The following is a 14201-nucleotide window of genomic DNA, read 5'->3' on the forward strand; positions in this document are numbered from 1 at the left end:
CTGCACGAAACCCTCGGCTACGTTCCACCAGCTGAGTACGAGGCCGCCCTCACCGGCACCTCACACCCCGCGAGCCAGCCAACCCCGGCCCTCGCACCCGAGTAGGAACAAAACCTGGGGTAGTTCAGTGGTGCGGCTTACCGACGGGCTGACGCGGCGAAATCAACTACCGGATGCGCTCCTTGGTTTGAGGTGGGGCTCGCAGAAGATGCTGGGAAACGTCGCCGATGTCATCGAAGAAGCCGGAACGACTGCTCGCGAAGGCCGGTCAACCAATAGCGCGCTGCGGTGCGTTGCGGCGTTCCACTGGTGTCATAGCTTGGTGTGGGCAGGACGATTCAGCGAATTGCGGTGGGCATTTGAAAGTTACTTCAGACCTATCGCAATGATCACCGACAGCCGGTGGATGGCATGGGCGGACTACATCGAATCTTGCCTCATGCTTGCCGACTCAGACGAACGTGATTCGGCGCGGGCACTTGAGCGATTGGACAGCGCAATAACACGATTCGCTGCCGAAGGTCACCGTACCGGTCTCGTCGACGTGCGGACCGTGCAGTTGACGGCCCTACGACTGGTCGGCGACATGGGTCGATACACCGCCGCGGCGTCGTCTCTGCAATACGAAGATCGCAGCGACCCCCTGAAACCATTCGGGCGTCAGGCGCTCATTTTGGAACTTGCACAGGCGCTTGCCTATAAGTGCCACGATGTCGATGTTGCACAACGAATCGTTGTGCCGCTATGCCACAGCACCTTCCCCGTTCACGCCGCCGTCGCGTACGCCTTGCGTGGACAATGGGAGCGCGACGAAATTCGTTCAAGCGAGTATTTGCTCTCAGCCCAACGAACTGCCTCCAGTCTCGGATTCAGAAGCATCGCGGCCTTCTGCGATTTGTTGTCGAGTCAGCCTCACGGCGCTCGCGGGGATACCGAGCTGGTGTTCCCGTAGTGCGACGACATTGGCGGGATCGGCTCAATTTCGATCGTCGCGGCACGAAATAAGGTCCAGCAGTCAGTAACTAGGGTGCAACTGCCAGGGTCCGGACACCGGGTCTGACGAGCAACCTCGCCGTGTGGAAGCGAATTGTAGGGCTCCGCGCCAAGTCGCGCAGTGGGAATGTCGTTTGCTGGTGCGGTGAGTTTTGCGCGCCCCTGAGACCCTTTTCGACGATCGGACACGCACGGCGGCAGGCGACGGCTCAGGCTAATGCGCCCAGGAGCTGGTTGAACGCCTCGGTCATCGACGGGTGGGTGTAGATCTCGTCCCGAAGAGCCGTGGCGGTGATGCCGTGGCGCATGGCCAGGGCCACCAGGTTGATCACCTCGTGGGAGTCGTAACTCAGCAGGGCCGCCCCGAGAATCGCGTCGTCGTCGGCGTCGACGACCACCTTCATCATCCCCCGCGCCTCGTCGACGATGCGCGCCCGCGGCACCGTCGCCATCTTCGCGACGGGCATCGCCGCGACCCGCACCGCGCGACCGGAGGCGCGGGCGTCGCGCTCGGTGAGGCCGACCCGCGCCAGGGGCGGCGTCATGAAGAGCACGTAGGGCACCGCCCGTCGGTCCCGCGTGCTGCGGGTGCCGGATCCGAGGAGTTGGTCGGCCACGATGCGGTAGTCGTCGAGGGACACGTAGGTGAACTGCGGTCCGCCGTTGACGTCCCCCATTGCGAACACGTGGGGCTGGCTGGTGCGGAGGTGTTCGTCGACCGCCACCGCTCCGTCCGGCGTCAGCTCGATCCCCGCGGCATCCAGCCGCAAACCATGGATGACCGGACGCCGGCCGGCGGCGGGGAGGATCACGTCCGCCTCGACCGAGTCGACTGCGCCGCCACGCCGATAGGACACCGTCGCCGGGGCAGACCCGCCGGTCCGCACCTCGACTACCTCGGCGCCGGTCACGATGGTGACACCGTTGTCGCGCAACAAGTCTCGGGCACACGCGGCGACGTCGTCGTCTTCCTGACCGAGGATCTCGGAGTGACGCTCCAGCACCGTGACCGTCGAGCCGTACGCGGCGTACATCGCCGCGAACTCCAGGCCCACGTAACCGCCACCGAGGACCACCAACCGGCCGGGAAGGTCCGGCGTCGCGAGCAGGTCGGTACTGGTGGCCATGACGCCGCTGTCGGCCAGCCCAGGGACGTCGGGAATGCGGGGTTCGGACCCGGTGCTGACGACGAGGTGTTCGGCGGTCACCTCCACGGTGCCGCCCCCGTCGGCGAGCGTGACCATCACGGTGTGCGGGTCGACGAACTCGGCTCGCCCGGTGAGCACCGTCACCGACTCGATGTTGTCGAGCATGGCGAAGTTGCCGGCCCGCAGCGTCGCGGTCAGCGCCAGCTCGTTCTGCACCGCCCGGCGGTAGGCGCCGGGGCCGCGCTCGACGAGTTGCTCGGCTTGATAGACCAGGGACTTCGTCGGGACGCACCCGATGTTGATGCAGGTGCCGCCGTACATCTGCGCGGACTGCTCGATCATCACCACCCGCTGGCCCTTGCGCCCGAGGGCGGCGGCCAGCGTCTTGGCGCCCTTGCCGAAGCCGATCGCGGCCAAGTCGGCCGCGATGGAACGGACGTCGGTCGTTCGAGTCATCTGCATCTCCTGGCCATCGGGGGCGTGCTGCAGACGATAACTGTGGCCACTCGTTCTTGAGGATTGTCTAGGCCGAAGTCACCTAGGACGGGAAGCGTGCCATTGGGGCCACCGCCCGCCGACGTCGGGTTAGGCCAACGGTGATCCCCGCCTATGCTGGCGAGCCGCCCTCCTACCGTGCGGTGACCCAGGGAGAGTGAAGGGGGTTCCCGGCAGGAGTCAGATGACTGTCGTGGCAGCGCGGCCGGGTGGGGGCCGAGCCAGGGGTGCCGACAATCCCAATTTCCTCGGCCCGAAGCACGTGCGACATGGTCCGAAGCAATCACTGCTCGACTGAGTGCGGAACCCGTCGGAGTAACGCCGTGAAAGACGAGCCCAGGCCTCTGCAGCGTGATCGCAGGGCAGGAAGTACACGTCTCCGTCGTCCTGTTGCGCTGTCTGGTTCGGGCGGCGCTTCGGGTAGGACTAAAGGGGTTCGACCATCGCCGATTGCCGTGTCGAGTTCGTATTGGCAAAACGGGCCGGTGGTGTCCGTTAGTGGCTGCAGGCTGTGGGTTGAGAGTAGGTACCTCAGTGGTGGCGGGACACCGCGGCGGCCGGGGTGAACGGTCAGGCTGACGAACTGCGCGAGCAGCGCCGCGCTGACCGACGCGGAGTAGAGGGCCACATTCGGTGCGCCGGCTTCTGTTTCGCGGCCGGACTGCTCGATGTACTGGGGGTCGTCTAACAGGCCTTGACGATCGAGTTGTATATCGGTTGGGTTGAGTTGTCGGGTGCAGACCATGCAGGGCCGTCCCGGAACCAGGGTGTGGGCGCGCCAACTGCCTGAGCGCATGTGGCCGTCGGGGAAGACGGCCAGGGTGAGGCCCCCGTCGATCACCGGGATGAGGTCGGCGTAGGCAAGGGTGTTGAGGATCGATCGCGGCCACGGGCGGTCCACGCAGGAGACGATGACGTCGTAGTCGAGTGCGTGAGCTAGCCCTTCGGGGGTGGCGATGCTCATGTGGTAGCGCTTGAACCGTGGGTGTCGTGCTGTTGCCGCGACGAGCATCTGGCGGTAGGCGACGTCGACTTTGCGGCGGCCGCGACTAGCGTCTGACCGGGTGGCGCCGATCATCCGGTCCCGGTTCAGCTCTTCGACGATGTCGTAGTCCATGACGCCGATGTCGGTGATGCCGGTGGCGGCGAGTCGTTGGGCTACATCGAGGCCGACGCTGCCCACCCCGACGACCAGGACGCGTAACCGCGTGATGGACTCCTGGTTGGCCGGCCAGGCGGACACGGTGCGCACCTGTGCCGCTGTTCGAGGTGGCGGCGGTCGAAGGTCGTCGTTCCACGACGGTTTCAGCATGGGGCCGACGACGCGAACGGCTTCAGCCCAGTGTGGCGATGCCTCCCCCGGTTGCCAAACTCGCGCTGACCATGTGTCGTCGGCGCCGGCGAGTGTCATTCCGAGGAGCGGACCTCTGGTGTATTGGTGGGCGAGGTGGGCATAACCGAGTTCGGTGTCGTAGTCGGTCGAGCTGAGTCGCTGCCAGCCGCTTCCACCTGGGTGTGAATGCAACATCGCGAGACCGCAGTTCTGGTTGGCGGCGTGTGCGGCACCGCGCAGTAGGTACTCACCGGTGAACGAGGCGTTGCCGTGGACTAGGCGATCGCCGGTTCCGGGTAGCACCAGAGCGGTCAGCAGGTACGTCGTGCGGTGCATGCCCGTGGAGACGGTGTAGGTCGCCAGGCAGACGTCTTCTTGTCCATCGGACCGTAATAGATGTTGGCGCGCTTGTTCAGCTACCGCCTCGGTCATGGCCACTGAGTACTTCACGGCCTCACTCCTGATTCCTCTTCGTCGCCGCGCTGAGCACCCCCCGAACGTGGGCCAACCACGCACGGGCGGGTGGAGCGGAGGTGTCCCATTGCCCGACGTCACGAGAGTGTCGCAGCCAGCCGGGCAGGCAGTCGTTGGTGTCGGTATTGGTGTGCGGGAAGGTGATCGCCTCTGGGAAGTGCAGCCAGTGCGGGACCACAGTGGGCCACGACTGCAGTTCGCTCAGGCTGGCTGCCGTGTCGATCCGGTGCCCGGCCAGCGGCCCGGTTGCCGGCACGACGGTGTAAACGATGACCGGTCCCTCCCGGTGTCCTGGCACTCCCGCGGTGGCGAGGTCTGCCAGGAACCGGTCGGGGCCATGGCGGGCGTCGGTCACCGCTATGCCACCGGGCTGGCGTGGCGAACGGTGACGAACTCGTCGCCAGCGTGAATCGTGACCAGCTCGGCCGGATTGAGGTGCGTGGCTTCGCCGACCCGCGCCAGATGGTGCTTCTCGGGGTCGACGCCGGCCAGCTGCAGCAAGGCGGCAACCTCCTGGTCCTCGTCGTGGGTTGTGAATCCCATGCCGTCGATCGTGAACGGCAGCAGGGCCCGACTGACGAAGGTGTCGCCGGGGTGAATCCGCACGATGTCGCTGTCGCGGAAGAACGTCTCATCTCCCTCGTCGTCGACGCGGGCGAGATCGAAGTGAGACGGGTCGCGCCCAGCCAGCCGCAGCAACGCGGCGGCTTCCTGGTCGCCGTCGATGGTCGTGAACTGGCGATCGTCGAGCGTGAATCGCATCCGGGTGTCGTGCGCAGTCATGCTGGAGGTCCTTTCCTCGTAAGGCGATACCGTCTACTCTGGTATCTGGAGTACACCGTAGTGGATGTCTCCACTTCGTGTCAACACTGTGGTGTCTTATTACCACTATGGTATAAATAGAGGGTGGTTGAGATGGGTAACCCGCTGGGCGATCGATTGCGCGAGGTCCGACGAGTTCGCGGGCTGTCGTTGAAGGCGGTCGCCGAGCCGGCGAAGATCTCGATCGCTTATCTGCAGAAGCTGGAGGGCGGCGACGTTCAACAGCCGAATCCGAACGTGCTTCACCGACTCTCTGCAGTGCTCGATATTCCATATGCCGTGCTGATGGAGTTGGCCGGCTATGTCGTGCCTGAAGCGGGCGGCGTCCTGGCCGCCAACACCTTCGACCACGCCTTGAGCAGCTCGGATCTGAGTGCCGAGGAACGTAAGGCGGTCGCCGCGTTCATTGCTCTGCTTCGAGACCAACGCTGAGCAGCATCGGAGGACCGTGATCAGGCCGCTGGACAACCTCGACGACATTCGTGACGTCGCGCAAAAGGTGCTGCGCAGAGCGGAGGTAGCCGAACGGCTCCCGACGCCCGTCGACGACATCATCGCCAGTTGCGGACTACTCGAGTCCGATGACTACGTCTTGTCGGAGAGCAAGATCGCCCAGGCCCCGCTCGAGCTGCGCAGAATCCTGCGTGCCGCAGGGCGGAAGATCCGTGGAGCCCTCGACCGGCGGGAACGAGTGCTACACGTCAACCCGTCGGTGGACCATCCAGCTCAACGACAATTCGTGAGATGCCACGAGGCGATGCACGATGCACTGCCCTGGCAACGCGATCTGCTCGTTCTCGGCGACACCGCACGCACGCTGTTGCCCAGCGTCGAGCTGATTTTCGAACGCGAAGCCAACCAGGGAGGCGCTGAACTGCTGTTTCAGCTCGATCTGCTGACGCGGATGGCGCGCGACTACCCGATCGACATCACGACACCGGTGCAGTTGTCCACCCTTTTCGGTGCCTCGATCCACTCGACTTTTCGACGCTGGGTCGAGACCAGTTCCCATCCGGTGTGCGGGCTGGTGATCGACCCCACACCGCTGATCAGCACTCCGCCGACCTATCGCCGCTACGAACTCGTGGAATCCGAGTCGTGGGCACGACGCTACGGACCCAACCGGTTTCCCGCCCGGCTCGATTCCCGCACGCACGGCTTCCTAGCCCCTTTGGGGTTGCCGGGGTCGACTGACATCAACCTCTCCTGGGGCGTGACCGACCGCAATGCCGAGATGACAACAGTGAACGTTCAGTCACTCAGCAACACTTACCGAGTTTTCGTGCTGATGTGGTTGCCCACCAGGGAATCGTTCATCGCGCGCCACCGAGCTCGGCCGCATCTCGTGGTGGGCTGACGCGGCGAAGTCACACCACCACCGGGCCAGTCGAGTCCAGTCCACCAACCATCCCGTGGGTACGAAGATGTCAGTCCCACGTGATTACATGCCGTACGCTTGAACAACGCAAGCCGCAGAAGGAAGATCCGATGTCTGAAGCAGTGCTGCCGCAATTGTCCACCAACGACACGACCGCTCAGCTGCCCTCCAACCCGAACGATCTGCTCAGCGCCAGCGAGAAGCACAAGCTCACCGAGGATCTCGCGAAGCTCGCCGACCTTCGCCGCGACGCCGAAACCGCTTCGGCGAGTCTGCGTCTGGCCTGACTGAAGACGAACTGTGCAGCTGGCGGGCTGGAACGACCCCGATCCAGCAGAGGTCCACCACCCCACCACAGATGCCGAATGGGACGCGGCCCTCTCCCGCTACCTTGAATCGCTGAACGACGCACCGCTGAAGCGCTGCGTTGAGGTCGCCCGATCGCACGGCGCCGCAACCCTCGTAATCGAGACCAGATACCTCGACATCGACTACCGCAGCGAATTCTCGGCCTACTATTCCCGTCAGTTCGCCGACGTCCCCGACTCTGCTCACCGCTTGCACTTCTTCGGTAAACACCTCGAAACGCAATCGCTGTGGAAGTTGGGCGCCGAGCACGACTACATCGGCTACGTCGTCGGGCGCCCCGCAGCGACCGGCCTGGTCTCGAGAGCCCTCCTCCCACCGCCACCAGAACTAGAGTCGGCTGTCCGTACGTCGGTGACCGAACACGTGAACGTCTTCGGGCAGCAATTTCAGGTTCGCGGCGTGCCGTTCGCACAGCAAGACGCTCAACTCGGCGCCTGCGCGCAGGCAGCGGCATGGATGTGCCACTTCACCGCCTTCCTGCGCGGCGACACGGCCAGGCGCACCAAGGCCGACTTCTCACTGAAGGCCGACGCCAGCTTGCAACCGAACCGCGCCCTCCCGACCGGAGGGCTCACCGTGACCCAGCTCAGCGAACTATTTCGCACATTCGAAATTCCTGCGATGTACTACCTCGTAGGCGACTTGCCCAGCCCGCAGTTGCCGTGGCAGTCGCCCGATCCCACCGGCCCACCTCACTTGGCCGGAACGTGGGACCATCGGATCGTCGCTGTCGCGTGCCGGCACTTGAACTCCGGAAACCCCATCTTGATCGGTACTCACAACCACGCCTTCATTCTGTGCGGCTACCGCCGTGCTCAACAACCGAAACCCGGCTGGATCGAATTCATTCGCCACGACGACCAAGCCGGCCCGTATCTCGTTCTCAACGATGTCCTCAACGACGTCGACCAACGTACGGGCAAGACCTACGGACCGTGGCGCACCATGCACGTGCCCGTGCCAGACAAGCTCTGGCTGGCTCCCGAAGCGGCCGAGCGAAAGGGCGGGCAGTTCCTGCTCAATGCCTCAGACCAAATCGCAAGCGTCGCAGGCCGCCCTTTCCCCTTCACCCCGCTGCAGGATCTCATCGACGCCAAGCAGTTGGCACTGCGCACCTACGCCATCCGCTCCAACGGCTTCAAAGCAGGCCTCGCCGCCAGGGGCGTATCCGCAGCGATCCAAAACGAATACCGCCTGGCCCGCCTACCGCGCTTCATTTGGGTGGTGGAAGCCATCGACCGACAGCTACGCAAAGCTGGACGGCCCTGCGTAGTGGGTGAGGCAGTGCTCGACGCGACGTCATCAGACCATGCCCCACAAGAGCTTGCGCTTCACATCCATGGGGTGATGTGGCTACAGCAGACCAACGGCGACGTCCGGTTTCCCATCACCGGAAACGCCCAGCCGTATGAAAGCGGCGGGGTTGGCCGCCCGTGACCGCAAGACGGTTCCGGACGCGCCGACCGACCCGCGTCGACGTCGCAATCAATTCAGGACCGGCCACATTGGACGACCAACCTACGGGTGGCTCCTAGCGTCCAGGCTCTGTTGACTCGGCGTCACGCCGACAGCCGAGCTCTGCTGCACTCCGACTGGCACCGAACGCCGGACGAGACCGACTCGAAGTTGCCGCTCAACGTCTTTCGACGGCACTCAGGCATCGATTGAGCAGTTCGTCGAGCTGCGAGGATGGCCTCTGCCGGGTCGTTCGTTGATCCGATCAGCCGTCGGTCATGTTCACAGGCCTAGGCCGAGCTGGACGGCGGCCGGTCAGACGTGAGAGAGCGAGGAGTCGGGCCATCGCATCTTGTCGGGCCACCGCCGTGGTGCTCGTATCACACCGGAAACGACGTCATTGCTTCTGTGGCGCAAGGGATTCGGCGACGCGTTCCCGCCACCGGGATAGAGTTGACGGAAAGTCGATGTGATCCGGCAGCACTACCCACCAATAGCAGTAGCCGATTCCGGTGGTGAGGATCTCTCGGCTGAAGTCGTCGGCATCGACCTCAACAGTGATGGAATCGTCGGCCATGCCGGCGCGAAGACCCTCAGCGATTGATTGGCGTACGCCCAATAGCCACTGTCTGATTCGCTCGCGTAGCGCTCCGGCGTCGTGGACCGCTTCGAAGTTGAGGATGAACATGGCCCGCAGAAATGTGGGGTCGTCGGCGACGAACTGGCAGACGGCATCGACCGGCGCGATGGCTTTGTCGAACCCGGTTGCATCTGCGGCGACGCCGACGTCGATGCGGCTCTCGTACTCGCTCAACACCGCGTCCAGAAGCGCCTCCTTGCTGCCGAAGCGTTCGGCCACCATCGCCCGGCTGTATCCGGCCCGCAGCCCGATGTCCTTCGCCGTCGTGTTGGCATATCCCTTCTCGACGATGAGTTCGATGGCCGCTGCGGCCAGCCGCCGAGAGGACTCATCGACACGCTCGCGTTGAGTGCGGCGCTGCTTAGCCTTGGTCATCGGTGACAAACTACAACCGCTTGCACTGGTGTGAGCCGTTGAACTCCCCACCCATGACCGACGTACACCGCAGGCTGCGGACACCCACGTTCGCAGAGACCGGCGTCATGCTGCGACGATAGTCCCCCGCTGGCACCACCACAAGTCTTGCTTGTCTGAATACAGACAAGTAAGTTGCGGGGATGGAGTTGCGCCAGCTGGACGCGTTCGTTGCCGTCGCGACGGAGTTGCACTTCGGCCGTGCTGCTGAGAGTCTGCACATCGGCCAGCCCACCCTCAGCGACCTGGTTCGGCGGTTGGAGCGCGAAGTGGGCGCCACGTTGCTGACGCGCACGTCGCGGCGGGTGGCATTGACCAACGCCGGAGTGGAGATGCTTCAACGAGCCAAGCTGATCCTCGAACAGGCCGGCGCAGCGGTCGCAGCGATGCACCAGTGGGCCGACGGCGACGTTGGGATCGTACGCCTCGGAATCGCCCCGCCCGTTGCGCCCGTGCTGACCCCTCATCTCGCCGCGGCGTTGCATGCCGACGCTCCCGATGTCGAACTGCAGGTCCGTCGCATGTGGCCTTACGACCTGGAACGGGCGGTTGCCGACGACACCGTTGATGTCGCGATCACCTGTGGCCCTGTGCCCGCGATGATGGGCGTGGTCAGCGCGGTGTATTGCGGCGAGCCGTGGCTGGTGGGATTGCGTCCTGGACACCGCCTTGCAGTGCGTGAAGCTGTCACTCTGTCGGATCTGGGCGCTGAAACGCTCGGGATGCACAGTGAGGCTTTGTTCCCCGCGTGGACCGAGGCGCAGAAGCAGGTGCTTCGCGCCGCGGGGGTACGCCCCAGGATCGTTGAACTCGACGACACCGATCTGGCTGCTTGGAAATGGCCGGCGCAGTCGGACGTGGACTGGATCCTCACGACGGCGTCGGTAGCAGTAACAGACGGCACAGCCACAAGGACACCCGTCACACCACGGCAGGCCGTCCCCTTCATGCTGCACTGGGCCCCCGGCCGGGCCGCCAATCCCGCGGTGGGCCGATTTGTCCGGTTGGCCTTGAACGGCGACCTGCCTCCAGGAATGGTCAGACTGACCAACGAGCCGAGGCGCAGCGAAGCTTCTTGACGGCACGCTACGTAAAGCGGTGCGTGTCAGTTCTGCCATGTCGGCACGCGACCTAGGTGAGCGCACCGAGGAGCTGATTGAGCGCTTCCGTCATCGACGGATGAGAGTAGATCCCCTCTCGCAGTTCACTAGCCGTGACGCTGTGGCGCATGGCCAAGGCGAGTGTGTTGATGACCTCCTGGGAGTCGTAACCGAGGAGCGCGGCGCCTAGCACGAGGTCGGTGTCGGCATCGACGACGACCTTCATCAGGCCGCTGGACTGGCGTGCAACCCGCGCGCGCGGGATAGCAACGACGGGGAGGGCGGCCACCTTCACCTGATATCCGGATCGTCTGGCGTCGCGTTCGGTGATCCCGACACGCGCCAGCGGCGGAGTGACGAACAGGACGTACGGCACGGCGCGACGGTCCGCGGTGTGGCGGGTGCCGTCACCGATCAACTGGTCCAACACGATCCGACAGTCGTCGAGTGAGATGCAGGTGAATTGGGGTCCGCCATTGACGTCGCCGACGGCGAACACGTGAGATTGGCTGGTACGCAGATGATCGTCGACCACGATGGAGTCATCAGCCCGCGTAACGATGGCGGCATTGCGCAGATTCAATTCCGCAGTCATCGCCCGCCGCCCCGCGGCGACCAGGATGGTGTCGGCCTGCACGCTCGCGGTCGCGCCGTCTACCTGATAGGTGACGGCCGGCCCATCGACGGCGGTCAGCGTCGCCGCGGTGATCAACTCCACGCCGGCCTTCGCCAAAGCCTGCGCTGCACAATCAACGACGTCGTCGTCCTCGGATTCGAGGATCGCCGACCGTCGCTCGAGAACGGTGACCTCGCTGCCGTAGGCGGCATACATCGCGGCGAATTCAAGCCCGACATACCCACCGCCGAGCACGGCGATCCTACGAGGCGTTTTCACAGCGGAGAGCGACTCCGCACTGGTCAACGCGCGTGAATTGCCGCGCAACCCAGGAACGTTGGGCCAGATGGGTTCGGATCCGGTTGCGATGACGATGGTGGGGCCCGTGACGATCACGGTCGAAGATCGCAGCTGAACTTCGACGGTGTGCGGATCGACGAAGCTCGCGATCCTTGTCAGGACTTCGACTCCCGGAAACGCATCGAGCAAGGTGAAGGCGTCAGAGCGAATCTCCGCGCTCAGCTCGGCAGTGGCCTGCAACGCCGATGAATATGCTTCTTCAGTTGCAGCACTGCCCTTTTCGGAGTGAAAGGCCATCGATGCGGTGAGCACACAGCCGACGTTGGCGGATATCCCGCCGTACATGCGATCTGAGCGCTCGACCATCACGACACGCGTACCCTGCCGGCCCAGCGTCGCGGCGACTGTCTTGCCGCTTGTTCCGAAGCCGATGACGATCACGTCGGCCTCGATACGCTTCTGTGCCGCCATCAGCCGAATTCTTCTGTCGTAGGCACGGGTCGAACCCCCACGGCGAATCCGTCCTTCAGGCACGCGAGGCTACTGACGGGGTGTTGGCTGCCATCGTTGGGGCGCGTTGCGGCTGACACGGCGCTGCGTCTGCTCGTCGAGTTCGACAACTCCCCTCAGGCTGATGTGGCCGACTGAAGTGGGTGATGATCCTGCGGACGATGTCGGTGTGTCCGACCGCCGACGGGTGTACGCCGTCGGCCAGCCAGTAGTCGCGGCTCGGCGGTGTACCGGTACGGAGACAGATCGCGTCGGGGTCGATGCTCCTGACGATGTTGGCTACGCTGCTCAGATCCTCTGCCAGCCAGTAGGAATCGGCAATCTGCTTGCGGCGTGGATGAGCTGGCGGAGGGGTGATCAGCGTCGTCCCCACGCGGGCATCGACTTGGGCCATGGCTCGCAGTGCTGACAGGTTGCGGTGCGTTTCCGCCGTCGAGACCCGCAGGACGCCAGAGGTGACGCCGTGGCGGCGAGCGTCGTGGACCCCGAGCAAGATCAGAATATGGTGGGGGCGCTGCGATAAGAGCCCCGGCAAGGCCACGAGCGCCTCGGCTGTGGTGCAGTCGATCGTGCAGTGATTGACGAGTTCGACATCAGGTCGTGCCGCCGCCAATACGTCGCTCAGCAGCGCGACCCAATGGACAGCATCAACGCTCATGGAAGCGCCGAGGACCCCGACACGGTTTCCGCCGGGGAGACGCAGGGCCGCCAGCGCTACCCGGAAGTCTCTGTTCGCCAGTAGTTGTGCGACAACGCCTTCGCGAATTGCTTCGCCGGGACGTGCGATCGGACGGCGGTGGGACGGGTCGGAATCGCGGTGAACTGCGGAGCATCTCCGACACGCGTCATCGGGCACCGGAGTGCCCACGACGGTGCGTTCGCGCTCCGATGAGCACAACGAGTCCACTGTTCTGGTAGCGGGACCCTGCGCATCGGTCCCGTCATCCCCCGCCGAGCCGGGGGGGACGACAGGGCCGCCGGTCATCGCTCGTTGTCGTCGAGACGGTTCAGAAAGCGCCGTATGTAGTCACTGATCTCGTCGCCGTGCGTTTCCAACGCGAAGTGCCCCGCGTCGAGCAGGTGAATTTCGCCGTTCGGCAGATCCTTGCGATACGCCTCGGCGCCCGGGGCCCCGAAGATTTCGTCGTTCTTGCCCCAGGTAACCAGCAGCGGCGGTTGGTGGGTTCGGAAGTACTCCTGGAACTTGGGGTAGCCATCCAGGTTGAACTGGTAGTCCCAGAACAGCTGGAGCTGGATGGCGTCGTTGCCGCGGCGGTCCAGACCGGCTTGATCGAGCAGCCACGTCTCCGGGGCGATGCGGTCGAGGCGGTCCGCGGGCACCCCATGGGTGTACTGCCACCGTGTCTTGTCGGCGGTCAAGTACTCGCGCACGGCGTCTTCATTGGCGGCGCGGTCCTGCGCGTGAGCGAACAGCACGTCCCAGAACGGGGTGAAGCCCTCCATGTAGGCATTCCCGCTTTGGCTGACGATGGCGGTGATGCGTTCGGGGCGGGCGGTGGCGATGCGCAAGCCGATCGGCGCGCCGTAGTCGTGGATGTAGATCGCAAAGCGCTCCAGCCCGAGGTGGTCGATCAGTTTCTCCGTGATTTCCGTCAGTCGGTCGAAGCTGTAGGTGAATTGGTTCACCGAGGGCATTGATGAGCGACCGAATCCGACGTGGTCGGGGGCGACCAGATGAAACTCGTCAGACAGGGACTGAATCAGGTTCCGGAACATGTGGGAACTGGACGGAAAGCCGTGAAGCAGCAGCACTGTCGGTTTCGTGGGGTCGCCGGCTTCGCGGTAGAAGACCTGTTGACCATCGATGGTCACGGTGTGATAGCGGGTACTGAATGGGTTCACGGGACGCCTTCTCGAACTCGATACATGATTGCGCGCTCAAGGCTGCACGGCAGCGGTCACGCATGGCAAGACGGAAAACCCCATTGCAGCCATCGCCCACACCGATCAAACAACGCCGCGCACAACGCAACCCCCTGCGCCCGGCAGAGCAGTCGCAGGATGCGTGTGGTCCCCAGGATGACATGGCGGGTTGAAACCATGCCTCAGGGAAATTGATCGTCAAAGCCCATGGCAGCGATCGCATACTGGGTCTTTACCGCGATCACGCTCGCGTGCAGACTCACACGACGC

The 14201-nt window shown here is 64.2% G+C and carries 14 protein-coding genes; 6 read left to right on the forward strand and 8 right to left on the reverse strand.

Going from position 1 to position 14201, the window contains the following annotated elements:
• Positions 1-127: 127 nt before the first annotated feature.
• Entirely contained in the window at positions 128-952 is an 825-nt protein-coding gene (locus tag AC30CM_RS20010; protein ID WP_490118655.1) for a hypothetical protein, read from the forward strand.
• Between the two features lie 250 nt (positions 953-1202).
• Here the strand turns inward: AC30CM_RS20010 and AC30CM_RS20015 are convergent, their stop codons facing one another.
• The 4 genes from AC30CM_RS20015 to AC30CM_RS20030 form a co-directional block, all read right to left on the reverse strand.
• Positions 1203-2597, reverse strand: coding sequence for an FAD-dependent oxidoreductase (locus AC30CM_RS20015; protein ID WP_490118656.1), 1395 nt, complete (start codon positions 2595-2597; stop codon positions 1203-1205).
• A gap of 322 nt (positions 2598-2919) precedes the next feature.
• A complete protein-coding gene (locus tag AC30CM_RS20020; protein ID WP_490118657.1) occupies positions 2920-4419 on the reverse strand; it encodes a ThiF family adenylyltransferase in 1500 nt (499 codons plus the stop codon).
• Positions 4420-4423: 4 nt separating this feature from the next.
• A complete protein-coding gene (locus tag AC30CM_RS20025; protein ID WP_490118658.1) occupies positions 4424-4798 on the reverse strand; it encodes a hypothetical protein in 375 nt (124 codons plus the stop codon).
• Between the two features lie 2 nt (positions 4799-4800).
• The gene (locus AC30CM_RS20030) at positions 4801-5226 is read right to left on the reverse strand and encodes a hypothetical protein (protein ID WP_490118659.1); all 426 of its coding nucleotides are present in this window, start codon (positions 5224-5226) and stop codon (positions 4801-4803) included.
• A 132-nt stretch (positions 5227-5358) separates the two neighbouring features.
• Between AC30CM_RS20030 and AC30CM_RS20035 the strand changes: the two genes are divergently transcribed.
• From AC30CM_RS20035 to AC30CM_RS20050, 4 genes are all read left to right on the forward strand, one after another.
• Complete coding sequence (locus AC30CM_RS20035; protein WP_490118660.1) at positions 5359-5697, forward strand: helix-turn-helix domain-containing protein; 339 nt, start codon at positions 5359-5361, stop codon at positions 5695-5697.
• A 16-nt stretch (positions 5698-5713) separates the two neighbouring features.
• Positions 5714-6622, forward strand: coding sequence for an ImmA/IrrE family metallo-endopeptidase (locus AC30CM_RS20040; RefSeq protein ID WP_490118661.1), 909 nt, complete (start codon positions 5714-5716; stop codon positions 6620-6622).
• 131 nt (positions 6623-6753) lie between these two features.
• The gene (locus tag AC30CM_RS20045) at positions 6754-6930 is read left to right on the forward strand and encodes a hypothetical protein (protein WP_490118662.1); all 177 of its coding nucleotides are present in this window, start codon (positions 6754-6756) and stop codon (positions 6928-6930) included.
• Positions 6931-6943: 13 nt separating this feature from the next.
• Positions 6944-8449, forward strand: a complete 1506-nt coding sequence (locus tag AC30CM_RS20050) for a hypothetical protein (RefSeq protein ID WP_490118663.1) — start codon at positions 6944-6946, stop codon at positions 8447-8449.
• Between the two features lie 415 nt (positions 8450-8864).
• Here the strand turns inward: AC30CM_RS20050 and AC30CM_RS20055 are convergent, their stop codons facing one another.
• Positions 8865-9482, reverse strand: coding sequence for a TetR/AcrR family transcriptional regulator (locus tag AC30CM_RS20055; protein WP_490118664.1), 618 nt, complete (start codon positions 9480-9482; stop codon positions 8865-8867).
• 182 nt (positions 9483-9664) lie between these two features.
• Between AC30CM_RS20055 and AC30CM_RS20060 the strand changes: the two genes are divergently transcribed.
• A complete protein-coding gene (locus AC30CM_RS20060; RefSeq protein ID WP_490118665.1) occupies positions 9665-10600 on the forward strand; it encodes a LysR family transcriptional regulator in 936 nt (311 codons plus the stop codon).
• A gap of 52 nt (positions 10601-10652) precedes the next feature.
• Here the strand turns inward: AC30CM_RS20060 and AC30CM_RS20065 are convergent, their stop codons facing one another.
• The 3 genes from AC30CM_RS20065 to AC30CM_RS20075 all read right to left on the reverse strand — a co-directional run bounded on the left by AC30CM_RS20065 (position 10653) and on the right by AC30CM_RS20075 (position 13910).
• Positions 10653-12008 carry a dihydrolipoyl dehydrogenase family protein gene (locus tag AC30CM_RS20065; protein ID WP_490118666.1) on the reverse strand — a complete coding sequence of 452 codons (1356 nt, stop codon included), beginning with the start codon at positions 12006-12008 and terminating at the stop codon, positions 10653-10655.
• Between the two features lie 55 nt (positions 12009-12063).
• Positions 12064-12705 carry an SGNH/GDSL hydrolase family protein gene (locus AC30CM_RS20070; RefSeq protein ID WP_490118667.1) on the reverse strand — a complete coding sequence of 214 codons (642 nt, stop codon included), beginning with the start codon at positions 12703-12705 and terminating at the stop codon, positions 12064-12066.
• 323 nt (positions 12706-13028) lie between these two features.
• Entirely contained in the window at positions 13029-13910 is an 882-nt protein-coding gene (locus AC30CM_RS20075; protein WP_490118668.1) for an alpha/beta fold hydrolase, read from the reverse strand.
• Positions 13911-14201 lie beyond the last annotated feature (291 nt).

The sequence above is a fragment of the Mycobacterium sp. DHQP2018-32-09 genome, assembly GCF_058148405.1.